At 70.0% G+C, this 22,837-nt stretch carries 15 protein-coding genes and 1 pseudogene; 6 read left to right on the plus strand and 10 right to left on the minus strand.

Annotation, left to right across the window (positions count from 1 at the left end):
• Positions 1-26: 26 nt before the first annotated feature.
• The 3 genes from ACFC51_RS24930 to ACFC51_RS24940 are packed head-to-tail and all read right to left on the minus strand — an operon-like array spanning position 27 to position 2,846.
• Positions 27-938, minus strand: coding sequence for an ABC transporter ATP-binding protein (locus ACFC51_RS24930; protein ID WP_376368320.1), 912 nt, complete (start codon positions 936-938; stop codon positions 27-29).
• A complete protein-coding gene (locus ACFC51_RS24935) occupies positions 935-1,843 on the minus strand; it encodes an ABC transporter permease (protein WP_376530849.1) in 909 nt (302 codons plus the stop codon). The genes ACFC51_RS24930 and ACFC51_RS24935 overlap by 4 nt, the downstream gene beginning before the upstream one ends.
• Positions 1,833-2,846 carry an ABC transporter ATP-binding protein gene (locus ACFC51_RS24940; protein ID WP_376530927.1) on the minus strand — a complete coding sequence of 338 codons (1,014 nt, stop codon included), beginning with the start codon at positions 2,844-2,846 and terminating at the stop codon, positions 1,833-1,835. Before ACFC51_RS24940 ends, ACFC51_RS24935 begins: the two co-directional genes overlap by 11 nt.
• A gap of 306 nt (positions 2,847-3,152) precedes the next feature.
• On the opposite strand from ACFC51_RS24940, the gene ACFC51_RS24945 reads away from it, so the two are divergent.
• Both ACFC51_RS24945 and ACFC51_RS24950 read left to right on the plus strand, forming a co-directional pair.
• Complete coding sequence (locus ACFC51_RS24945; RefSeq protein WP_376530851.1) at positions 3,153-4,934, plus strand: SDR family oxidoreductase; 1,782 nt, start codon at positions 3,153-3,155, stop codon at positions 4,932-4,934.
• Between the two features lie 351 nt (positions 4,935-5,285).
• The gene (locus tag ACFC51_RS24950; RefSeq protein WP_376368315.1) at positions 5,286-5,828 is read left to right on the plus strand and encodes an RNA 2'-phosphotransferase; all 543 of its coding nucleotides are present in this window, start codon (positions 5,286-5,288) and stop codon (positions 5,826-5,828) included.
• Between the two features lie 108 nt (positions 5,829-5,936).
• Here ACFC51_RS24950 and ACFC51_RS24955 read toward each other — a convergent pair whose 3' ends face one another.
• Entirely contained in the window at positions 5,937-6,470 is a 534-nt protein-coding gene (locus ACFC51_RS24955; protein WP_376368485.1) for a hypothetical protein, read from the minus strand.
• A gap of 80 nt (positions 6,471-6,550) precedes the next feature.
• Positions 6,551-7,794: pseudogene (locus ACFC51_RS24960) on the minus strand (IS701 family transposase).
• Between the two features lie 617 nt (positions 7,795-8,411).
• On the opposite strand from ACFC51_RS24960, the gene ACFC51_RS24965 reads away from it, so the two are divergent.
• Together ACFC51_RS24965 and ACFC51_RS24970 are read left to right on the plus strand one after the other, a co-directional pair.
• A complete protein-coding gene (locus ACFC51_RS24965) occupies positions 8,412-9,323 on the plus strand; it encodes an LLM class flavin-dependent oxidoreductase (protein WP_376368313.1) in 912 nt (303 codons plus the stop codon).
• A gap of 299 nt (positions 9,324-9,622) precedes the next feature.
• The gene (locus ACFC51_RS24970) at positions 9,623-10,477 is read left to right on the plus strand and encodes a Cof-type HAD-IIB family hydrolase (RefSeq protein ID WP_376368311.1); all 855 of its coding nucleotides are present in this window, start codon (positions 9,623-9,625) and stop codon (positions 10,475-10,477) included.
• A 181-nt stretch (positions 10,478-10,658) separates the two neighbouring features.
• On the opposite strand, the gene ACFC51_RS24975 is transcribed toward ACFC51_RS24970, so the two are convergent.
• From ACFC51_RS24975 to hisC, 5 genes are all read right to left on the minus strand, one after another.
• The gene (locus ACFC51_RS24975) at positions 10,659-12,365 is read right to left on the minus strand and encodes a GAF domain-containing protein (protein ID WP_376368309.1); all 1,707 of its coding nucleotides are present in this window, start codon (positions 12,363-12,365) and stop codon (positions 10,659-10,661) included.
• Positions 12,366-12,425: 60 nt separating this feature from the next.
• Positions 12,426-15,965: a thiol reductant ABC exporter subunit CydD gene (cydD, locus tag ACFC51_RS24980; RefSeq protein WP_376368307.1), complete on the minus strand. Its 3,540-nt coding sequence runs from the start codon at positions 15,963-15,965 to the stop codon at positions 12,426-12,428.
• A gap of 117 nt (positions 15,966-16,082) precedes the next feature.
• On the minus strand, positions 16,083-17,084 hold the full coding sequence (cydB, locus tag ACFC51_RS24985; protein WP_376368305.1) for a cytochrome d ubiquinol oxidase subunit II: 1,002 nt from the start codon (positions 17,082-17,084) through the stop codon (positions 16,083-16,085).
• Positions 17,085-17,103: 19 nt separating this feature from the next.
• The gene (locus ACFC51_RS24990; RefSeq protein WP_376368304.1) at positions 17,104-18,612 is read right to left on the minus strand and encodes a cytochrome ubiquinol oxidase subunit I; all 1,509 of its coding nucleotides are present in this window, start codon (positions 18,610-18,612) and stop codon (positions 17,104-17,106) included.
• 374 nt (positions 18,613-18,986) lie between these two features.
• On the minus strand, positions 18,987-20,066 hold the full coding sequence (gene hisC, locus ACFC51_RS24995) for a histidinol-phosphate transaminase (RefSeq protein ID WP_376530854.1): 1,080 nt from the start codon (positions 20,064-20,066) through the stop codon (positions 18,987-18,989).
• A gap of 402 nt (positions 20,067-20,468) precedes the next feature.
• On the opposite strand from hisC, the gene ACFC51_RS25000 reads away from it, so the two are divergent.
• Complete coding sequence (locus ACFC51_RS25000) at positions 20,469-21,581, plus strand: LacI family DNA-binding transcriptional regulator (RefSeq protein ID WP_376368300.1); 1,113 nt, start codon at positions 20,469-20,471, stop codon at positions 21,579-21,581.
• A 159-nt stretch (positions 21,582-21,740) separates the two neighbouring features.
• Positions 21,741-22,820: a metallophosphoesterase gene (locus ACFC51_RS25005; protein WP_376530856.1), complete on the plus strand. Its 1,080-nt coding sequence runs from the start codon at positions 21,741-21,743 to the stop codon at positions 22,818-22,820.
• Positions 22,821-22,837 lie beyond the last annotated feature (17 nt).

The raw sequence follows: 22,837 nt of genomic DNA on the forward strand, positions 1-22,837 counted from the left end.
CTTCACAGCTCCTTATCGGCCACTACTCAGGCCGTTACGAGATAGGAAAAGACCGATTCGAGGGACTCGTCGGACGGGGAGACGGTGAGCAGCCGGATGCCGTGTTCGCGTGCGACCTCCGGCAGCAGGGCCGTGAACCGCCCGAAGTCGACCGCCTGGATGCGCAGGGCCCCCTCCGCCACATCGACCTCGATCCCCGCCGTCGAGGGGTCCGCGATGAGCGCGGCGGCGAGCGCCCGGTCGTCGCTGGACCGTACGAGATAGCGGTGCGGCCGGTCCGTCATCAGCCGGCGGATCTTCCGGAAGTCACCGGACGCGGCGTGGCGGCCCGCCACGATCACCTCGATGTGCGAGGCGAGCTGCTCGACCTCCTCGAGGATGTGGGAGGAGAAGAGCACCGTCCGGCCCTCGGCGCCCATCCGGCGCAGGAGCTCCATCAGCTGCATGCGCTGGCGCGGGTCCATGCCGTTGAACGGCTCGTCGAGGAGCAGCACCGACGGGTCGTGGACCAGGGCGGACGCCATCTTCACGCGCTGGCGCATGCCCTTGCTGTACGTCGAGATCTTGCGGTCCTGCGCGTACTCCATCTCGACCGTGGCCAGCGCTTCGGCCGCGGCGGCGTCCCCCAGTCCGTGCAGTTCGGCGTTGGCGACGACGAACTCGCGGCCCGTGAGGAAGTCGTACATCCCCTCCCGCTCCGGCACGATCCCGATCGCCTTGTAGACCGACTCGTTGCGCCAGATCTGTGTGCCGTCGAGCGTCACCGTGCCCGTCGACGGCGCCAGGAAGCCGGCCATCATGTTGATCAGCGTGGACTTCCCGGCTCCGTTGGGGCCGAGCAGCCCGGTGACCCCGGGGCCCACGGTCATGCTGACGTCGTTGACGGCGACCACGTTGCCGAACCAGCGGGAGGTGTGGTCGATCTCGATGGTGGTCACAGCCCGACCCTCCGGTAGCGGCGCATCAGTACGGCGTACGAGCCGGCGACGAGCGCGAGGACAACGATCAGATAGACCGCGCCGGCGGCGGCACCCGGTCCTTCACCGCCGGGGAAGGCGGAGGCGGCGCCGAGGAACGCGGTCTGCACCCCGTCGATCAGCGTGATGGGCGAGAACAGCCCCAGCCACGTGATGGCACCCGCCGATCCGGTCTCCCAGGCGATCGCCTGGACCGTGGAGACCGCCCCGTAGGTGATGGTCAGCACGGCGATCACCGCGGCGACCCCGAAGCCACGCCGCGGTGTCAGCGCGGCGACCACGAGCCCGAGCCCGGCGAACAGCACGGAGAGCAGCGCCACCGAGACCATCCCCTGTCCGAAGCCCTTGCTCTGGTCGGCCAAGTCGAACTTGGCCAGCAGTGCGCCCACGTACAGGATGACGAGCGGCAGCCCGGTGAGGATGAGCAGGGCCGAGGCCATGGCGGCGAACTTCGCGAGGACGTAGTCGACACGCTCGATCGGCCGCGAGAAGTACAGCGGCACGCTCTTGAAGCGGAGGTCCCTGGACACGGACTGCGGTGCCTGGGAGGCGATGAACAGTCCGATCACGGCCTGGAGGTAGATCGCGAAGTCGGTGTACCTGATGGGGAGTTTCGTCATGTTCGGCGTGGCGATGGCGACCGCGACCAGGATCAGCGCCACCAGGCACATCACCCCGCACAGCAGCATCGGCAGCACCTTGGACTTCGCGGACCTGCCCAGTCCGAACGAGCCCCGCAGCGACTGCGAGTACAGCGAGCGGCGTGCGTAGGCCCGCCCCAGGCGGACACCGTCGTAGGAGCGGTATCCGATGTTGTGGATCCGGGAGGTCTCGCTCCCGGTCACGGTTCCGGTCTCAGTGCTCATCGCGACCGCTCCCCTTCTGCTGTCCGGCACCCGTCGTCACGGCCTGTGCCGTGCGGGGTGCCGCTCCGGCGCGGAAGACCTCGGCGATGTGGTGGCGCCGCTGTTCCATCCGGATGAGTCCCAGGCCGAGCTCGGCCACGCTGTCCCGCACCACGTCGTACGTCTCGTCGCCGGCCGCCTCCACCAGGAGGATGTGGCCGGCTCCGGGAAGCCCTTCGGCGTCCAGCCCGTCGGTTCCGACGAGCGTGATCCCGGCGGCGGTGAGGGCCCGGCGCAGGGCGTCCGTGCCGTCGGGGTGGGTGTCGCTGTCGGTGACCTCGACGGCCAGCGTCGTCGTGGTCCGGGTGAAGTCGCTGGTGGAGCTGGAGCGGAGCAGCGCGCCGCCGTCGATGACGACCACGTGGTCGCAGGTCCGCTCCAGCTCTCCGAGGAGGTGCGAGGTGACCAGCACCGAGATGCCGAAGTCGGTGTGGACGCGGCGGATCAGGCCGAGCATCTCGTCGCGGCCGACCGGGTCCAGCCCGTTGGTCGGCTCGTCGAGGAGGACCAGCTTCGGGTCGTGGACCAGAGCCTGGGCCAGCTTCACCCGCTGTTTCATACCGGTCGAGTAGCCGCCGATGGGGCGGTAACGCTCCTCGTACAGCCCGACGTGGCGCAGGGTGTCCGCGGTGCGCTCACGTGCCGCTGTGGGAGGCAGCCCCGACATCCTCGCCATGTGGACGACGAACTCGGTCGCCGAGACGTCAGGGGGCAGGCAGTCGTGTTCGGGCATGTACCCGACCTGCTCCCGGATCGCGGCTCCCTCGGTGGCGACGTCCAGCCCGAGCACCGCGGCCCGGCCTTCGGTGGCGGGGGACAGACCCAGAAGGATCTTGATCAGTGTGGACTTGCCGGCCCCGTTGGAACCCACCAGGCCGGTGACGCCCGGTCCGATGTCCAAGGAGAGCCGGTCAAGCGCGGTCACCCTCGGGAACCGCTTGCTCAGGCTTTCGGTTGCGATCACAGTCACGTGTTCGAAGGTAGTGGCGCGTGCCACAGGAGTCGTCAGCCCAGGCGGTTGGATCCGCGTCAGACTCCAGGCGTACGGACCCGTAGGGGGGACCCCACGGGGGAGGACGGGCGGTCCGGGGCCGGGACGGGTGTGCGGGGCCCTGGCACGGCTGTCCACGGAACACGGCGCGGGCCGTCCACAGGGCGTTGTCCACAGGTTCGGGGCATCCCTTGACGTGACGGGCGGTCGGTTGCCACATTTCAGCGGTGTCACGTTACGGACGCGTACCGCAACGCCGGCACCGGACGAGGAGGCTGCGTGAATCTGCGAGGCGCGCGCGAGCGCTGGGTGCGTACGGGCGGGGTCGAGTTGTGTGTCGCCGAGGCGGGCGATCCGTCACAGCCGACGATCGTGCTGGTGCACGGCTATCCGGACAGCAAGGAGGTCTGGTCGGAGGTGGCGGCGCGGCTGGCCGAGCAGTGGCACGTGGTGCTCTACGACGTGCGCGGCCACGGCAGGTCGACGGCACTCAGGCCCCTGCGCGGCGGATTCACGCTGGAGAAGCTGACCGACGACTTCCTCGCTGTCGCGGACGCGGTGAGCCCGGACCGCCCCGTTCATCTCGTCGGCCACGACTGGGGATCGGTCCAGTCGTGGGAGTTCGCCACCGTGGAACGCACCAGGGGCCGTATCGCCTCGTTCACCTCGATGTCCGGTCCGTCCCTGGACCACTTCGGGCACTGGATCAAGCAACGGATGGCGCACCCGGATCCGCGTGGCGTGGGGCAGTTGCTCGGCCAAGGCGCGAAGTCCTGGTACGTGTACGCGCTGCACACGCCGGTCCTGCCCGAGATGGCCTGGCGCGGGGCCCTGGGCAGGCAGTGGCCTCGGATCCTGCGACGGATGGAGAAGGTCCCCGCGGACGGCTATCCGACGGAGTCGCTCCCTCAGGACGCGGCGCACGGGGCATGGCTCTACCGTGACAACATCCGTGCCCGCCTGCGTCGTCCACGTCCCGACGCGTACGCGCACGTCCCGGTCCAGCTGGTGACACCGACCGGCGACGCCTTCCTCTCGCCGTCGCTCTACGACGAACTCGAAGCCTGGGTACCCCGCTTGGTCCGCCGCACCCTTCCGGCGAAGCACTGGGTACCGCGCACCAGGCCGGATCAGCTGGCCTCCTGGATCAGCGAGTTCGCGCACGGCGTGGACGGCGACAGCCTGGGTGGTACCGCCGGCCCCGGAGCACCGGGTACGACTGCCACCGGTCCCCATGCGGAGCGCTTCGCCGGCCAGTTGGTACTGGTGACGGGTGCCGCCTCCGGCATCGGGCGTGCGACAGCCCTGTCGTTCGCGGAGGCCGGAGCACGAGTGGTGGCCGTGGACCGCGACGCGGAGGGCGTGGCACGGACGGCGGAGACAGCACGACTGCGCGGCGCCGCCTCGGCGTGGGGCGAAGTGGTGGACGTCGGGGACGAACAGGCGATGGAGCAGCTCGCGGAGAAGGTCGCCGCCGAACACGGCGTCGTGGACGTCCTGGTGAACAACGCCGGCATCGGGCTGTCGGGCTCCTTCCTCGACACCACGAGCGAGGAGTGGCGCACGGTGCTCGACGTGAATCTCTGGGGCGTCATCCACGGCTGCCGGGTCTTCGGCAGGCAGATGGCCGACCGGGGGCAGGGCGGTCACATCGTCAACGTCGCTTCGGCGGCTGCCTATCAGCCTTCCCGCGCCCTTCCCGCCTACAGCACCTCCAAGGCGGCGGTACTGATGCTCAGCGAATGCCTGCGTGCAGAACTGGCCGACCGCTCGATCGGCGTCAGCGCGATCTGCCCGGGATTCGTCAACACCGGAATCACCGGAACCGCGCGCTTCGCCGGAGCCGACGAGGCCGAGGAGGAGCGCCTCCGCAAGCGGACGGCCGAGCTGTACGCGCGGCGCAACTACCCGCCGGAGAAGGTGGCTCACGCGATTCTTGAAGCCGTGGTGGACAACCGCGCCGTGGTGCCGGTGACGCCCGAAGCCCGGGGCGCTCGACTGCTCCACCGGGTCAGTCCCCGACTGCTGCGCGGTGTCGCGCGGCTGAAGCCACCCCTGTGACCACCGGGCGAGTTGGGTGGCCTGGGACACAAGAGCGGTCGCCATACGGGAGGTTGTCACCGATTACTGGGCATGCGGCACAACTCCGGCACGGATGAACTGACTTCGCTCTATTGCGCTTGAACGGAAGGAGTTCAGACTTACCGGAGTTGAATAATGCCACATATAGCCCATACCGCAGCCAAGTTACCCAAATCGGTTATACGGTAGTGCCGTTGTCCACAGGAACGCCAAAAAGCCTGTGGATAAACCGAGTTGGCTGTGGATCAAACCTGATGACGGCACCCGCCACCACGAACGTCGGATGAAATCGAGGTGCGCCCTGTGACGCGCCGAGGGCACTCTGACCGGATGGACGAACGACGCACCGTCAAGGTGTCCAAGTATCTGTCGAAGCACCTTCGGCATGAGCCCGGCCGGATCGGTCTGGCTCTCGACACACACGGCTGGGTGCCCGTCGACGAGTTGCTGCGGGCCTGCGCACGGCACGGCTTCGCTCTCACCCGGGACGAACTCGACCATGTGGTCGCCGTGAACGACAAGCGGCGCTTCACCGTGGACGGGGACCGCATCCGGGCGAACCAGGGCCATTCCGTCACGGTTGATCTCGGCCTGCCCCCGGCCGAGCCGCCCGCGTACCTCTACCACGGCACCGTGGCACGCTTCCTCGACGCCATCCGGGCCGAAGGGCTCCGGCCCATGGACCGCCACCATGTCCACCTCTCGCCCGACCGCGAGACGGCGGTCCGGGTCGGCGCTCGCCGCGGCGTACCGGTCGTCCTCTCCGTGGACGCCGGAGCCATGCACCGGGCGGGGCACCTCTTCCACGTCAGCGCCAACGGGGTGTGGCTCACCGACTCCGTGCCTCCGGCCTACCTGCGCCTGCCCGGCTGACGCGCCAGGGGGTCAGCGCTGTATGCCGCCCAGCCCCGCACGCAGGTCGTCGAGGTTCATGACCGGCTAGTACTCCAGCCGTAGATCGCGATCATGGCGAGTCGCTGGTCATGGCCCGTAGACGAGATCCGTACCCCCACTTGCCTCAATCAGCCAGGACAGCGAAGCGCTACCGAAGGGCCAGCCCGTGGTGGCCACCTGCACCCAGCCGCCCGACTCGTCGGTTCCTGCGTGCCACCACCACCAGCTGCGGTCGTCTCCCATTCCTTCCTCGGTCGGGTCGAAGTAGTACAGCCAATCCGAGAGCGTCCACGGTCCCTGATCGACGGCCGCTCTCTCCTCTGGCGTCATGGCCCGCCATTGACGCAGCCACGCCTCGATGTCGAAAGGCTCGCCGTGCTCCGGTTCCGGAGTCTCGGGTGAGCACCGCTGGATGAACCAGTTCGGCAGCAGCTGCGGCCAAAGCTCATCCGCCGGCCACTCAGCCATCTGCGCGACCACGCACGTTAGTACGGCACGCGCATTGGCTATGACCTGGGCCGGATCCTCGGCGGTGAACCGGCAGCGCACGAGAAACGGCCGAGGCTGGTCGTCGTTCTCGGCTCCCAGTCCGGATCGAAGGCGCCGCAGCTCGCCTGTCATGGTTTCCACGGTGAGGAAGTATGCATCGGCACCGACCTCGCGACATCTCAATATCGCCACCGGCCAGGGGACACGAGTCTCTACGGCTGGGCAGTTGCTTGCCGTCGGTAGTGGCAGGCTCGGGCGCGGGCTTGGTGTCGGCGTCGCCAGTGTGACCAGCGCAGGCGGTGTGCGACGTCGTGGACCGGACTGATCAGGGCCGCGAACAGGTGCTGGATCTCGTTGCTGGTCAAGGGGATCAGGCCGTCAAGGGCGGGCTGGTCGCGCCGTTCGGAGGCTGCGGTGACGGTGAGGAAGGCGTGGGCGAGCATCGCGAGGGTCACCCAGCGGTGCCAGGAGGTCCAGCGGCGAACCTGGTGCTCGTCCAGGCCGGTCAGGCCCTTGACGGCCTGGAATGTCTCCTCGATCGTCCAGCGCCGTCCGGCCACCCGCACCAGTTCCGACAGTGCCGCCGGCCCGGGTGAGCAGCAGCGGTAGAAGGCGAGTTCGCCGGTGCGACGGTTGCGGCGGACCAGCAGGCACCAGTGGTCGGGCCGACCGGCGGGGGCGTGGATATCGACCTGTGCCCAGTCGTAGTACCGCTCGCCCTTTGCGCCCGCTCCAGCTGACAGTCGCTGCCAGGCCCGCTTCGGGAGCCGCGCGGCCAGGGTCTTCGCCTGGAACTTCCCAGCGCGCGTGGTGGTCGGGTGGGTGCTGGAGACGGCCAGGACGTAGCCGGTCCGGCGGCGTTCAAGGGTGATCCGCAGGTGGGGGTTGTCGCCGTAGACCTCGTCGCCTGCGACCCAGCGTGCGGGGGTTCCCGCGTCCAGCGCCCGCTCGACCATGCGGGCGGCGAGCTGGGGCTTGGTGGCGAAGGCCAGATCGTTCGGGATGCCCGCGCTCCGGCAGCGGTCCGGGTCCTCGGTCCAAGAGCGTGGCACGTACAGGGCTCGGTCGACGGAGGCGTGTCCGCGGGCGGCGGAATACACGAAATAGACGGCGACCTGGGCGTTCTCGATCCGGCCGGCGGTGCCGGTGTACCGGCGCTGGACGCCGACGGTCGCCGTGCCCTTCTTCAGATCGCCCGTCTCGTCGACCACGAGCACCGCCTGGTCGTCGGCGAGATGCTCGACGACGTAAGCGCGCACGTCATTGCGGCCAGCGTCGGCGTCCCACTTCGCACGATGCAGCAGGTGCTGCATGCCGTCCGGAGTCGCGTCGCCCGCATGCTCGGCCAGCGTCCAGCAGTTCTTCCGCGGCAGGTCTGACAGCAGTCCGAGCACCAACGCGGTTGCGCGACGTCGGGGTTCGACCCGAGCAAAAACCGGCCCGCCACGCGGCCCATCAGCTGGTCGAACATCGCCCGCCACCGGGCAGGCACTGCGCTGTGCCCCGCGGCCACCGCCTGATCTTCGTTTGTCCACACAACTCACGATGATCAACGGTGGCCTCAGCCATCTCCGGACCAGCCCTGAACAGCAAGATCGCGATCTAAGGCTGGAGCACTAAGGGGATCTTTGGCCCCGTGTGAGACAAAGGATCCAGAAGCGGTGGCACCTGCGCCGATTCCTGCATGTCGAAGACCATCAGGCAGGTACGCCGGCCGTCCTGGAGAGTGACGTACGACGCTTCGGGCCTGAGCTGCTCCACGACCTCCTCGATCATCTTGGACATGGTCCCTTCGGACACAGAGCGGTTCGTCGCCTCGGGTTCATCTGCGCGGTGAGCATCATCCTCATGGCGGCTCATTCCCTCCGGCCGACCGCATCCCGTCCCGTGCACCCGCGCGGGAAGGACCGGCCGGGTCCCTTCCAGCCTCACTCCGGCCCCGGGCCCCGGCACCACTGCCGCCCGCCCGTGGCAGGGTTCCTCCCGCAGGCCCTCAGGCGCCCGCAGGCCCCCGGGCCCGCTGGACCGCAGTGGCTTCCGGGTCCCTGGTCGCATCGCCGTACAGTCGTCGTCATGACCTCCTCCCGCCGACTGAGCACCGTGATCCTGCCCATCCGTCGCTGGCACGACGGCGGCCGGCCCCTGTGGGTACGCGCCGAGGAGCTGGGATTCCACGCCGCGTACACCTACGACCACCTGGCCTGGCGGACCTTCCGCGACGGGCCGTGGTTCGGGGCGATCCCCACGCTGACCGCGGCCGCGGCCGCCACCGAGCGCCTGCGCCTGGGCACACTCGTCACCTCGCCCAACTTCCGGCATCCGGTGACGCTGGCCAAGGACCTCATCACGCTGGATGACGTCTCCGGCGGGCGGATCACCCTCGGCATCGGCGCCGGCGGCAACGGCTTCGACGCCACCACGCTGCGCCGGAGGGACGAGGAGCCGTGGACACCGCGCGAACGTGCCGACCACTTCGACGAGTTCGTCCCGCTGCTCGACCAGTTGCTCCGGGAGCCCTCCGTGACGAGCGAGGGCCGGTTCTACGCCGCGAACGAGGCCCGCAACATCCCCGGTTGCGTACAGCGCCCCCGGCTGCCCTTCGCGATCGCCGCCACCGGGCCGCGCGGGCTGAGGCTCGCGGCGCGGCACGGCCAGGCCTGGGTCACCACCGGTGATCCCAAGCTGTACGAGGCCGGCACCCCTGAGCAGTCCGTGACGGCCCTGCGCGGCCAGATCAGCCGGCTCGGCGCGGCCTGCGAGGAGACGGGCCGCGACGTGGGCGAGCTGGACAAGATCCTCCTCACCGGCTTCACCCCGGGCAGCCCCCTGCAGTCCGTCGACGCGTTCGTGGACTTCGCGGGAACGCACTTCGACCTCGGCTTCACCGAGATCGTCGTCCACTGGCCGGTGCCGGACTCCCTCTTCGCCCTGGACACCGGGGTGTTCGAGCGGATCGCCACGGAGGCCCTGGGCCAGCTCGGCTGACCCCTTCCTCTCCGGAGGGAACGGACGGCGACCGGGCCGGAGCGAACGGATGGCGACCGGGCCGTAACCGGTCGGCGTTCCCTCCGGCCGGGGTGGGCGTCGCCTCCGATGCGAGACGAGCACCCTCCCCGGGGCGAGGCGAGCACCGTCCCCGGCAGGAGACGGGCACCGTCCCCGCAGGTCGCCGGGCCGGTGAAGGTTGGCATATGCCTGTGTCAGATCCAGCAGCTCAACGGCTCACCCTCTCAGATGTGCGCCCCTCCGCACGCCCGTGCAACCCCGTACGGGAGAATGCCGGGGTGACCTCAGCTACCGACTCGCCCCTGCCTGCCGTGACCCGGCTGATCGCCACCGATCTGGACGGCACCCTCCTGCGCGACGACAAGACGTTGTCGGACCGTACGACCGCGGCCCTGGCAGCTGCCGAGGAGGCGGGGATCGAGGTCTTCTTCGTCACGGGAAGGCCGGCCCGCTGGATGGACGTCGTCGCCCCGTACGTCCAGGGCCACTCCATGGCGATCTGCGGGAACGGCGCCGCGGTTGCCGACCTGCGCAGCGGACGCCTGCTCGCGGTCCATCCGCTGGACCGCCGGATCGCCCTGGACGTCGTCGGCCTCCTGCGCGAAGCCGCACCGGGTGTCTCGTTCGCCGTCGAGCTGGCCACCGGCATCCACTACGAGCCCGCCTACCCCCCGTTCCACATGGACCCGGGGGCCACGGTCGCCGTCGCGGAGAAGCTGCTCCACGAGGAGGCCCCGGGCACCGGCACTCCGGTTCTCAAGGTTCTCGCCCATCACCTCGAACTGGCCCCGGACGCCTTCCTCGCGCTGGCGCGCGAGGTCGCGGGGGACCGGGCGTCGTTCACCCGGTCCAGCCCCACGGCGCTGCTGGAGATCAGCGGCCTGGGGGTCTCCAAGGCCGCCACGCTCGCCGCCTGCTGCGCGGAGCGCGGGATCTCGGCGGCCGAGGTGGTCGCGTTCGGGGACATGCCCAACGACGTGGAGATGCTGAGCTGGGCCGGGGCCTCGTTCGCCATGGGCAACGCCCATCCCGCCGCGCTGGCCGCCGCGTCGGGCGTGACGCTGACCAACGACGAGGACGGCGTCGCGGTCGTCATCGAGCGGATCCTCGCCGCGCGCCGGACCGCGGGCTGAACCCGCACGCCGAACACGCTCCCTCGCCCCACCCGAACGCGCCCCTGGACCCCGCACACCGATCGCGGAACCCGTACGGCACGCCCCGCACACCGATCGCGGAACCCGTACGGCACGCCCCGCACACCGATCGCGGAACCCGTACGGCACGCCCCGCACACCGGCGGCGCCCACGGCACCGTCACACCGGGACCTGCCAGGTCACCGTCGTGCCGCCGCCCGCCTCCCCGGTCCCCGGCCCGAACCAGCTGGCACCGCCCAGGGACTCCGCCCGCCGGGCGAGATTGCGCAGCCCGCTGCGCCGTCCGCCCTCCGGGATGCCCACCCCGTCGTCCGTGACCGTCAGGCGCACCGCGTCCCGCCCGTCGGGCAGCGCGGCGGTCGCGTCCACCGTCACCTCGACATGTGAGGCCCTCGCGTGACGGAAGGTGTTGGAGAGCGTCTCGCGCAGGGCGGCGATGAGGTTCTTGCCCGCCAGCTCCCCCACCGACGAGTCGACGGGGCCGAGAAACCGGTGCGAGGGCGCGAAGCCCAAGGGCACCGCCGCCATGTTGATCTCCCGCAGGACCCTGGTCCGCAGCCCCGAAGGCGCCTCCTCGGGCTCCTGCTGCAGCGCGAAGATGGCGGTGCGGATCTCCTGGATGGTCACATCCAGCTCGTCGACGGCCCGTCCGATGCCGGCCTGCACTGCCGGCACCGGTGACCTCCGCTGTGCGCCCTCCAGCATGATCCCCGTGGCGAACAGGCGCTGGATCACGAGGTCGTGGAGGTCCCGTGCGATGCGGTCCCGGTCCTCGTAGACGACGAGCCTCTCCCGGTCCCGCTGCGCCTCGGCCAGTTTGAGGGCCAGGGCGGCCTGCGCGGCGAAATGGGTGGCGAGCATCCGCTCCGCCTCGGTGAACGGCCTCCCTCCCTGGACCCGGGGGATGGCAAGCGCCCCGATCACGCGTCCGCCGCTGCGCAGAGGGAGCAGCATGTGCGGTCCGAACTGGTCCGCAAGCCGCGTGACCATGCGGGGATCGGTCGCCGAGTCGTCCAGGAACACCTCCTCGCCCCTCAGGAGAGCCGCGACCACGGGGCTCTGCGGCGGGATGATCACCCCGAGGGAAGCGGACGGCCTGTCGCCGGAGACGGCGACGATCTCCAGGCCTCCCGACTCGGCCGGGAGCAGCACGATTCCGGCCGCGGCATCGGCGAGACGGCGGGCCTGTTCGGCGACGACAGCGAGCGCCTCGTCCGCGTCCCCGCCGGAGAGCAGGGCGGTGGTGACGGCCACCGAGCCGTCGATCCACTGGCCTCGCTGCCGGGCGGACTCGTACGTGCGGGCAAGGCCGATGGCGATCCCGGCCTCGGTGGCCAGCACGCGCAGCATGTGCAGCTCGTCGTCCCCGAAGGTCCCGCCGGCGCACTTCTCCATCACGTACAGGTTGCCGAAGATCTTGCCCTGGACCCGGATGGGGACCCCGAGGAAGGAGCGCATCTTCGGGTGGGCGGCGGGGAATCCGGCGAAGCGCGGGTCCGCCTCCAGATCCTCCAGCCTGATGGGTACGCCCTCCTGGATCAGAGCGCCGAGGAGACCGGTATGACCGTCGGGCGGGCGGCCGATCGCCCGGCCGACCTCCTCCGGCACCCCGTGGGCGATGAAGTCGCAGAGACTCTCACCTGGCTCCTCGACGACACCGATGGCCGCATAGCGGGCATGGGCCAGTTCGGCCGCGGTCTCACAGATGCGTTCGAGGGTGGAGTGGAGCTCCAGGCCCGTGCCGACGGACCTCGTCGCTTCCAGCAGCTGCGGAACACGCGCGGTCAGCTCGGCGGAGAGCCCCCGCAGGCCCCCGGTGGCCGGCTGCACGGCTCCGGACGCGCCCTTCGGATCCGGCTCGGACATGACCTGAGCCTAATAAGACCTGAATGGTCCGGAAAGTCGGACGGCATCGCGCCACCGCTCTCAGGCGCGCACCGGCACCGGCCCCACCCGCTCCTCGCCCGTCCGCACCGGCTCCTGCTCGCGTGCGAGCATGCGGCTCAGCGGACCGTCCTGTGCCGCAAGGGCGGCGTACGGGCCCTGCTGCACCACGTGGCCTCCGTCCAGCACCAGGACCTCGTCCACCGCCTCGAGCCCGGCCAGCCGATGCGTGATCAGCACGGTCGTACGTCCTTCGGTGGCGGCCAGCAGATCGGCGGTCAGGGCATCCGCCGTCGCCAGGTCGAGGTGTTCCGCGGGCTCGTCGAGCACGAGTACCGGGAAGTCGGCGAGGAGTGCCCGGGCCAGCGCCAGCCGCTGACGTTGACCGCCCGAGAGCCGGGCACCGTGTTCGCCGACCATCGTGTCGAGCCCGTCGGGCAGGGAGTCGGCCCAGTCCAGCAGCCGCGCCGCCTCGAGCGCGGCACGCAGCTGACCATCCGTCGCGCCGGTACGGGCGAGGCGCAGGTTCTCGCGGACGGAACTGTCGAAGACGTGGGCGTCCTGGGCGCACAGCCCGACGAAGGCCCGGACGGTGTCCCCGTCCAGCGCCGAGGCGTCGACACCGCCGAGACGGTACGTCCCCTCCCGCGCGTCCAGGAAGCGGAGAAGTACCTGGGCGAGCGTGGTCTTTCCGGATCCGGACGTGCCCACGACCGCGATCCGCTCACCGGCGTGCAGCGTCAGGTCGACGGAGTGCAGCGCGTCGCGCTCCGCGCCCTCGTACCTGGCCGAAAGCCCTCGTACGTCGAGCGGGAAGGGCGAGGCGGGCGCCTGCTCCGGCTCGGTCGGCTCGGCGACCGGCACCGGAGCGTCCAGCACCTCGAAGACCCGCTCCGCGCTGGTCCTGACCCGCCGTCGGTACTGGACCGCGAGCGGCAGCCCCGTCACGGCCTCGAAGGCCGCCAGCGGCGTGAGGACGACGACGGCGAGCTCCACGCCCTCCAGCCGTCCGTCGAACACCGCGGGCAGCGCGACGACCGCCGCACCCACGACCGTGAGACCGCAGACCAGGGCGGACAGTCCGCCTCCCAGCGCCGTGGCCGCCGCCGCGCGCGAGGCGATCCTCGTGAGAACCGTGTCCGCCGCACGCACCTGCTCCCTCCGGGCGGGCAGCGCCCCCGCGACGGTCAGCTCGGCCGTCCCCCCGAGAAGGTCGGCGACCCGCACCGCCAGCGCCGCCCGGGCGGGCGCCAGCCGGCGCTCGGCACGCCGGGCACAGGCGCCGCTCAGCCACGGCACCCCCACACCGGCGAGCAGCAGACCGGCCGCCAGTACGGCGCCCGCCTCCGGCAGCATCCAGGCGGTGAAGGCGACGGCCCCCGCCCCGACCCCGAGCGCGGTCCCCACGGGCAGCAGCCAGCGCAGCCAGTAGTCCTGCAGCGTGTCCACGTCGGAGACCAGCCGGGACAGCAGATCGCCGCGCCGCCTCGTACGGAGGCCGGCGGGCGCGATGCGTTCCAGCCCCCGGTACACCGACACCCTGAGCTCGGCGAGCATCCTCAGCACCGCATCGTGGGACACCAGCCGCTCGGCGTAGCGGAAGACCGCCCGGCCCATGCCGAAGGCCCGGGTCGCGGTGACGGCGACCATCAGATACAGGACGGGCGGCTGTTCGGAGGCCCGGGAGATCAGCCATCCCGAGACCGCCATGAGGCCGACGGACGACCCCACGGCGAGGCTGCCCAGCAGCAGGGCCAGGCCCAGTTTCCCGTGCTGGGAGCCTGCGGCCTCGCGGACCCGGGCCAGTACGCGACCGCCGGGACCGGGAGCGGTGTCCCGGAGGACAGACTCACGAGCCCGCCCGGGCCCGTCCGCGCTCCCCTGGACGGCGGGCTCCCCCGGGTCCGTCGCTCGCTCCGGCCCCTGTCGCGCGGGCAGCACACCCGGCGTCACCGGCTCCAGCACCACCACCCGGTCCGCGACCGAGAGCAGCGCGGGCCGGTGCACGACCAGCAGCACGGTGCGTCCCGCGGCCAGCCTCCGTACCGCGTCGACGATGGCTGCTTCCGTCTCCCCGTCCAGGCTCGCCGTCGGTTCGTCGAGCAGGAGCAGGGGCCGGTCGGCCAGGAAGGCCCGCGCCAGTGCGAGCCGCTGCCGCTGACCCGCGGAGAGCCCGGCGCCGTCCTCACCCAGCGGCGTACCGGTGCCTTCGGGCAGCGCCTCCACGAAGTCGTACGCCCCTGCCTCCCGCAGCGCGGCCACGACCGCCGCGTCGTCCGCGTCCGGACGGGCCAGCCGTACGTTCTCCGCGATCGTCCCTGCGAAGAGGTGAGGGCGCTGGGGCACCCAGGCGATCTGCTCGCGCCAGCGCTCGGGGGAGACGGCGGACAGATCGGTCCCGCCGACCCGGACCCGCCCTTCGTCGGGCGCCGTGAATCCGAGCACCACGTCGAGGAGGGTGGACTTGCCGATCCCGCTGGGACCGACCAGGGCGACGGTCTCCCCCTGCTCGACCACGAGCGAGGCCCGGTCCAGCGAGGGCTCCGTCCGGCCTTCGTGCCGGACCGTGACTTCTTCCAGCTCCAGCCGCAGCGACCGGGGCACGTCCTGGGATCCCGGGGCCGGGGGCTCGGTCTCCAGCACCGCGAAGATCTCCTCCGCCGCCGAGAGGCCCTCCGCGGCCGCGTGGTACTGGGCACCGACCTGGCGGATCGGCAGATAGGCCTCGGGTGCCAGGATGAGGATCACCAGCCCCGTGTAGAGGTCCAGCTCTCCGTGGACGAGCCGCATCCCGATCGTCACCGCGACCAGGGCCACGGAGAGGGTCGCCAGCAACTCCAGCGCGAAGGACGACAGGAAGGCGATACGCAACGTCTTCAGCGTGGCCCGGCGGTACTGCGAGGTGATGGTGCGGATCGACTCGGCCTGCGCCTTGGCCCGCCCGAAGACCTTCAGCGTAGGAAGTCCGGCGACCACGTCCAGGAAGTGTCCGGAGAGCCGCGAGAGCAGCCTCCACTGGTCGTCCATCCGGGACTGGGTGGCCCAGCCGATGAGAATCATGAAGAGCGGGATAAGTGGCAGCGTCACCACGATGATCGCGGCGGAGACCCAGTCCTCGGTGACGATCCGGGCCAGCACCGCCACGGGCACCACGACCGCGAGACCGAGCTGGGGGAGGTAGCGCGAGAAGTAGTCGTCGAGGGCGTCGACGCCCCGGGTGGCCAGCGCGATCAGCGACCCGGTGCGCTGCCCGCCCAGCCACCCCGGGCCCAGCCCGGAGGCCCGCTCCATGAGCCGGCCGCGCAGTTCGGACTTGACCGCGGAGCTCGCCCGGTGTGCGGCGAGTTCCGTCAGCCAGGCCACCAGTGCCCTGCCCGACGCGACGGCGGCCAGCAGGAGCAGGGGTGTACGGAGCCCCGAAGCCGTCAGACCGTCCTGGAACCCGCCTACCACCACCTCGGCGACGAGCATGGCCTGAGCGATGACCAGGGCCGCTCCGACCAGGCCAAGCGCCACGACGGCCGCCAGGAAGAAGCGAGTGGCCCGGGCGTACCGGAGAAGACGTGGGTCGATCGGTTTCACGTGAAACAGCTCCCCAGTGAGCTCATGTCGCTCGCTCGGCCAGTTCGGCGCACGGGACAGGTTCGGTACGGCACATCGGTGAGTCGCTGCATCTCGGCACCGTCACACCGGTTGCGCTCAGTGGGCGTCGGCGATGTGGTGCGTGCCGATGCGCTTGCGGAACACCCAGTAGGTCCAGCCCTGGTAGAGCAGCACCACCGGAGTGGCGATGCCGGCGCACCAGGTCATGATCTTGAGGGTGTAGGGGCTGGACGAGGCGTTGGAGACCGTCAGGTTCCAGGCGTCGTTCAGCGAGGACGGCATGACGTTCGGGAAGAGCGTCAGGAAGAGCATCGCGACCGCTGCCGCGATGGTCACGCCGGAGAACGCGAAGGACCAGCCCTCGCGTCCCGCCGCTATGGCACCGATGGCCAGCACCAACGACACCACAGCGACGATCATGGCCACCAGGCTCCGCCCGTTGCCGTTGTCCGCCTGGGTCCAGACGAGGAAGCCCAGAGCGAGCACCGCGGTGGCCAGGCCCAGCTTGAGGGCCAGCCTCCGAGCTCGTTCCCTGATGTCCCCGACCGTCTTGAGCGCGGCGAACACCGATCCGTGGAAGGTGAAGAGGAACAATGTGACCAGCCCGCCCATGATGGCGTAGGGGTTCAGCAGGTCCCAGAAGTTGCCGACGTACTCCATGTCGGCGTCGATCTTCACACCTCGGACGATGTTCCCGAAGGCCACGCCCCACAGGACGGCGGGAATCAGCGAGGTCCAGAAGATCGCGTGCTCCCAGTTGGCCTGCCAGCGCTCCTCGGGCCGCTTCGCCCGGTATTCGAAGGCCACCCCTCGCACGATCAGGCAGAGCAGGATGACGAGCAGGGGAAGGTAGAAGCCGGAGAACAACGTGGCGTACCACTCGGGGAACGCCGCGAAGGTCGCGCCTCCCGCGCTGAGCAGCCACACCTCGTTCCCGTCCCAGACCGGACCGATCGTGTTGATCAGCACCCGGCGCTCCTTGCGGTCCCGGGCCAGCAGTTTGGTGAGGACCCCTATTCCGAAGTCGAATCCCTCCAGGAAGAAGTAGCCGGTCCACAGGACGGCGATGAGCACGAACCAGACGTCGTGGAGTTCCATCTCTCAGCTCCGCTTGATCTCAGTAGGAGAAGGCCATCGGCCGGTCGGCGTCCTGGTCGTGGCCGCCGATCCGGGTGGGCGGGTTGAGGTCGGCCTCGGTGAGCTCGGGCGGTCCGGCCTTGACGTACTTCAGGAGGAGCTTGACCTCGATGACGGCGAGCACCGCGTAGAGCGCCGTGAAGCCGATCATGGACGTGAGGATCTCTCCCTGCGAAACCCCTGGGGAGACCGCGTCGCGCGTCTGGAACACCCCGTAGACCACCCAGGGCTGGCGTCCCATCTCGGTGAAGATCCAGCCCCAGGAATTGGCGATCAGCGGGAAGAGCATGGTCCACAGGGCGGTGATCCAGTAGAGCCTGGCGAACTTCGGGCTCAGCGCCGTGTTCCTGAAGAGGACCAGGTTCGGCACCTCGTCCTCACCGGTGCGCAGCGCCGGCGGCAACAGGAACTTCCGTCGGGTGAGCCACAGCCCGAGCAGACCGAGCCCGAACGACGCCATGCCGAAGCCGATCATCCAGCGGAAGCTCCAGAAGGCCACCGGGATGTTGGGCCGGTAGTCGCCGGGGCCGTACTTCTCCTGCTCGGCCTTGTTGATGTCGTTGATGCCGGGGACGTACGAGGTGAAGCTGTCGTCAGCGAGGAAGGAAAGTATCCCCGGGATCGAGATCTCGACGTCGTTGTGCCCCTCGGCCACGTCACCGACCGCGAAGAGCGAGAAGGGTGCCCCGTCCTCCCCCTCCCACAGAGCCTCGGCCGCGGCCATCTTCATGGGCTGCTGCTTGAACATCACCTTGCCGAGCACGTCTCCGCTGACGGCGGTGAGGAGTCCGGCGATCACCACCGTGACCAGACCGACCCTCAGCGAGGTGCGCATCACCGGGATGTGCCTCTTGCGCGCCAGGTGGAAGGCGGCGATGCCGACCATGAAGGCGCCGCCCACGAGGAAGGCCGCCGTGATCGTGTGGAAGAACTGGGCGAGCGCGGTGTTCTGCGTGAGTACGTGCCAGAAGTCCGTGAGCTCCGCCCGCCCGCGCTCCTTGTTGATGCGGTAGCCGACCGGGTGCTGCATCCAGGAGTTGGCCGCCAGGATGAAGAACGTGGAGAGGACGGTGCCGATGGAGACCATCCAGATGCAGGCGAGGTGGATCTTCTTCGGCAGCTTGTCCCAGCCGAAGATCCACAGCCCGATGAAGGTGGACTCGAAGAAGAAGGCGATCAGCGCCTCGAAGGCGAGCGGGGCACCGAAGACGTCACCGACGAACCGCGAGTAGTCGGACCAGTTCATTCCGAACTGGAACTCCTGCACGATGCCGGTGACCACGCCCATCGCGATGTTGATCAGGAAGAGCTTGCCCCAGAACTTCGTCGCCCTGAGGTACTTCTCGTTCTCCGTGCGCACCCAGGCGGTCTGCAGGCCGGCGGTCAGCGCGGCGAGAGAGATCGTCAGAGGGACGAACAGGAAGTGGTAGACGGTGGTGATGCCGAACTGCCATCGCGCCAGGGTCTCCGGTGCCAGAGCCAGGTCCACGACATTCTCCTTACGTCGCCGTGATCACAGCCGCAGCCTGCCCCTTTTATTCACCCGATCCTGGGATAAACGAGGCACGCTTGTGAACGCGTTCACATTCACAAGCATTATGGCGCACACACCTTCGAGAGCGTCGCGCGGGGGGTCCTTTTCGGCCGCACCGGTCGGGTCGTCCGAAACCGGACAGGCCCGGCGCCCGGAGGCGGCCGCCGGGACAGGAGGGACGGCGGGACGGCAGGACGGCAGGACGGCGGGACGGCAGGACGCGTAGGACGGTGGACACGGAGGGACGGCGGGACGCGAAAGGACAGTGGCCCCGGACCCCGTCGCGGGGTCCGGGGCCACCGGAGGTCCGTCGGGCGGCGTACGCGCCGCTACCGCTCCTGCTGGAAGGACTCGGTCACCTTCAGGAACACGTCATTGGCCTCGGCCTCCCCGATCGTGACCCGTACTCCCTCACCGGCGAACGGCCTCACGACCACTCCCGCACGCTCACAGGCCGCGGCGAAGTCGAGCGTCCGGTCCCCCAGGCGCAGCCAGACGAAGTTCGCCTGCGACTCCGGGACGGTCCAGCCCTGGCGCAGCAGCCCCTCGTACACACGGGCACGCTCACCCACCAGCGATCCGACCCGCCCCAGCAGCTCGTCCTCGGCGCGCAGCGAGGCGACCGCGGCGTCCTGGGCGACCTGACTGACGCCGAACGGGACGGCGGTCTTGCGCAGCGCCGCCGCCACCGGCTCGTGCGCCACCGCGAAGCCGACCCGCAGACCCGCCAGGCCGTACGCCTTGGAGAAGGTCCGGAGCACTGCGACGTTGGGCCGGTCACGGTAGATCTCGATGCCGTCCGGCACGTCGGCGTCCCGGATGAACTCCTTGTACGCCTCGTCGAGCACCACCAGGACGTCGTCCGGCACACGGTCCAGGAACCGCTCCAGCTCCGCCCGGCGCACCACGGTCCCGGTCGGGTTGTTCGGGTTGCAGACGAAGATCATCCGGGTCCGATCGGTGATCGCGCCGGCCATGGCGTCGAGGTCGTGCACCTCAGCGGTGGTCAGCGGCACCTTGACCGACGTCGCACCGCTGATCTGCGTGATGATCGGGTACGCCTCGAACGACCGCCAGGCGTAGATCACCTCGTCGCCGGGGCCCGAGGTGGCCTGGAGCAGCTGCTGGGCCACACCGACGGAACCCGTACCGGTGGCCAGATGGGAGACCGGCACACCGAAGCGGTCGGCGAGCTCGTTCATCAGACCGGTACAGGCCATGTCCGGATACCTGTTGAAGCCGGCGGCCGCGGCGAGCACCGACTCCATGACACCCGGCAGGGGCGGGTACGGGTTCTCGTTCGAGGAAAGCTTGAAGGCAACCGGTCCTCCCGCGGCGGCCGGCCTGCCCGGCACGTACGCAGGGACGCCGTCCAGCTCGGCGCGCAGCTTGGGGCTCGTCTCGCTCACCGCAGGTCCTCCTCGACCATCCGTGCACATCAATACTGCTCACCTTATGAGGATTGGGCATCCGTGCGAATGGCGGCATCCGAAATCGCCCTCTCCGGCGGGAAACGCCGGTCGCACGCGCCTCCGGGAGGCCTCAAGAGGGGGGAGCACTGTGCGTTCCTCCGCGCGCCGGTCGCTCACTCCGTGGCGCGCATCCCCCGAACAGGTGAGTTGAGACCTCTTCGAGACATGGACCATTCAGCAGGTTCACGCGCGTCGATGCATGACACATCGACCTTCAGGGCCTCAACACCCTTTATTTGCAAGGCATTTACCCTTTTCTGATCATGCAGAAACGTGCCTGTCAACGGGCGCATATGCGACCGGCCCAACCCGGCACCGGAGCCCTAATATCGGCTCGCCATGACAGCAGCAGGGAAGCACCAGGTGAGCCGGACAGAGACGCCCCGGCGCAGCGGCCGACAGGGACGGGCGGGGATCCGGGACGTGGCCGCGGCGGCCGGGGTCTCCATCACGACCGTGTCCGACGCCCTCAACGGCAAGGGCAGGCTCCCGGACGCCACCCGCCGCCATGTCCGAGAGGTCGCCGAACGGCTGGGCTACCGCCCGTCCGCGGCGGCCCGCACCCTCCGCACCGGCAAGTCGGGGCTCATCGGCCTGACCGTGACCACGTACGGGGATGAACCTTTCACCTTCACCGAGTTCGCGTACTTCGCGGAGATGGCGAGAGCCGCCACATCGGCAGCCCTCGCCCGCGGCTACGCCCTCGTGATCCTTCCGGCCACCTCACGCCACGACGTCTGGTCGAACGTCGCACTCGACGGAACGGTCGTCATCGACCCGTCCGACCAGGACCCGGTGGTCACCGAACTCGTGCGCCAGGGACTGCCCGTCGTCTCCGACGGACGCCCGGCCGGCACGCTGCCGGTCACCGCGTGGGTGGACAACGACCACCGGGCCGCGGTCCTGGACCTCCTGGACCATCTCGCGGCCGCCGGGGCACGCCGCATCGGCCTGCTGACCGGCACCACGACCGACACGTACACCCGGCTCTCCACCACGGCCTACCTCCACTGGTGCGAGCGGGTCGGCCAGGATCCGGTCTACGAGTCCTATCCGGCCCACGACCCCTGCGCGGGCGCCGTCGCCGCGGACCGCCTCCTCGCCCGCCCCGACCGTCCCGACGCCGTCTACGGGCTGTTCGACCCCAACGGGACCGACCTGCTCGCCGCCGCGCGCCGCTACGGCCTGCGGGTCCCCGAGGACCTCCTGCTGGTCTGCTGCAGCGAGTCCACGGTGTACGCGTCGACCGAGCCGCCCATCACGACGCTCTCGCTGAAACCCCGCAGGATCGGCACGGCTGTCGTCCAGCTCCTCATCGACGCCATCGAAGGGGTCGAACACGACGGGCCGGTGGAGCAGGTGATACCGACGGAGCTCATCGTCCGGACGTCCTCGCAGCGGCGTCCGCCGCGCACCACCGTCAGCGCTCCACGATCGCCCGCCGGGGATTGATCGGATTAATCCGGACCAAACGGCCGATGAACCAGGTGCCCGCACGGATTCACCACCCCTGGTGCGTCACACAGCACGATCCGCATTCCTATGATGGGCGCACGACACCGCGGACCACCTCTACCAGGCAGGGCCCGTCAGGTGTACGGAGGCGCGACGGTGGTGGAGGGGTCGATGACTCAGGGGGCCGGTCAGGAACCCGTGGTGCGGACAGCGACGTTGCGTGACTTCCGCGTACCGCCGTATGCGCAGGTGCCGATGGAGCCGCACCCGCCGCACCCGCCGCACCCGGGCAACGTCGTGGTGGGCGAAGAGCCCCCGGAGGGGTACACCCCCACCGAGCGCGATCTTCCCGTGATCAACCGGGGCGACACCGTCCAGGTGCAGGCCGTCCCCGAGGCGCGGGCCTCCGACGGCTCCGGCGGCCCGCTGTACGTCGTCGGCGACGTCCACGGCTACCTGGACGAGCTCCTGGGCGCCCTGCACCAGCAGGGACTCGTCGACGCCGACGGCCGGTGGACGGCCGGCAACGCCAGGCTCTGGTTCCTCGGCGACTTCACCGACCGCGGTCCTGACGGCATCGGCGTCATCGACCTGGTCATGCGCCTCTCCGCGGAGGCCGCGGCTGCGGGCGGCTACTGCAAGGCCCTCATGGGCAACCACGAACTGCTCCTGCTCGGCGCCAAGCGGTTCGGCGACGCCCCGGTGAACTCCGGGGCGGGAACCGCGACCTTCCAGGCCGCCTGGCTGCTCAACGGCGGCCAGAAGACGGACATGGAGCGGCTCCAGGACGTCCACCTCCAGTGGATGTCACGGCTCGACGCGGTCGTCGAGGAGGACGGGCATCTGCTGATGCACTCCGACACGACGGCCTACCTCGACTACGGGTCCACCATCGAGGACGTCAACGACACGGTGCACGCCATTCTCACGCGGAACGACGCCGACGAGTGCTGGGACCTCTTCCGTAAACTCACCAAGCGGTTCGCCTTCCGCGACGAGGGCGGCGCACAGGCCGTCCGCGAGCTGATGGCGACATACGGCGGGGAGCGCGTCGTCCACGGTCACAGCCCTATTCCGTACCTGCTCGGCGAGGTCGGGTCGGAGGACGGCGAGGACGTTCCGCGGCCCGTGGTCGACGGCCCGCACGTCTACGCGGAGGGGCTTGCCATCGCCATGGACGGCGGAGTGACCATGGCCGGAAAGCTGCTGGTCGTCCAACTCCCCCTGCATGACTGACCGCAGCCGGGGAAGAC

Source organism: Streptomyces sp. NPDC055962 (genome assembly GCF_042270185.1).
GTDB lineage: Bacteria > Actinomycetota > Actinomycetes > Streptomycetales > Streptomycetaceae > Streptomyces.

What these genes read in the sequence shown, in the direction of transcription:
- ACFC51_RS24935 (WP_376530849.1), bottom strand. Translation starts at nt 1,843, where the DNA reads ATGAGCACTGAGACCGGAACCGTGACCGGGAGCGAGACCTCCCGGATC.
- ACFC51_RS24950 (WP_376368315.1), top strand. Translation starts at nt 5,286, where the DNA reads ATGGACGAACGACGCACCGTCAAGGTGTCCAAGTATCTGTCGAAGCAC.
- ACFC51_RS24955 (WP_376368485.1), bottom strand. Translation starts at nt 6,470, where the DNA reads ATGACAGGCGAGCTGCGGCGCCTTCGATCCGGACTGGGAGCCGAGAAC.
- ACFC51_RS24965 (WP_376368313.1), top strand. Translation starts at nt 8,412, where the DNA reads ATGACCTCCTCCCGCCGACTGAGCACCGTGATCCTGCCCATCCGTCGC.
- ACFC51_RS24975 (WP_376368309.1), bottom strand. Translation starts at nt 12,365, where the DNA reads ATGTCCGAGCCGGATCCGAAGGGCGCGTCCGGAGCCGTGCAGCCGGCC.
- cydB (WP_376368305.1), bottom strand. Translation starts at nt 17,084, where the DNA reads ATGGAACTCCACGACGTCTGGTTCGTGCTCATCGCCGTCCTGTGGACC.
- ACFC51_RS25000 (WP_376368300.1), top strand. Translation starts at nt 20,469, where the DNA reads ATGACAGCAGCAGGGAAGCACCAGGTGAGCCGGACAGAGACGCCCCGG.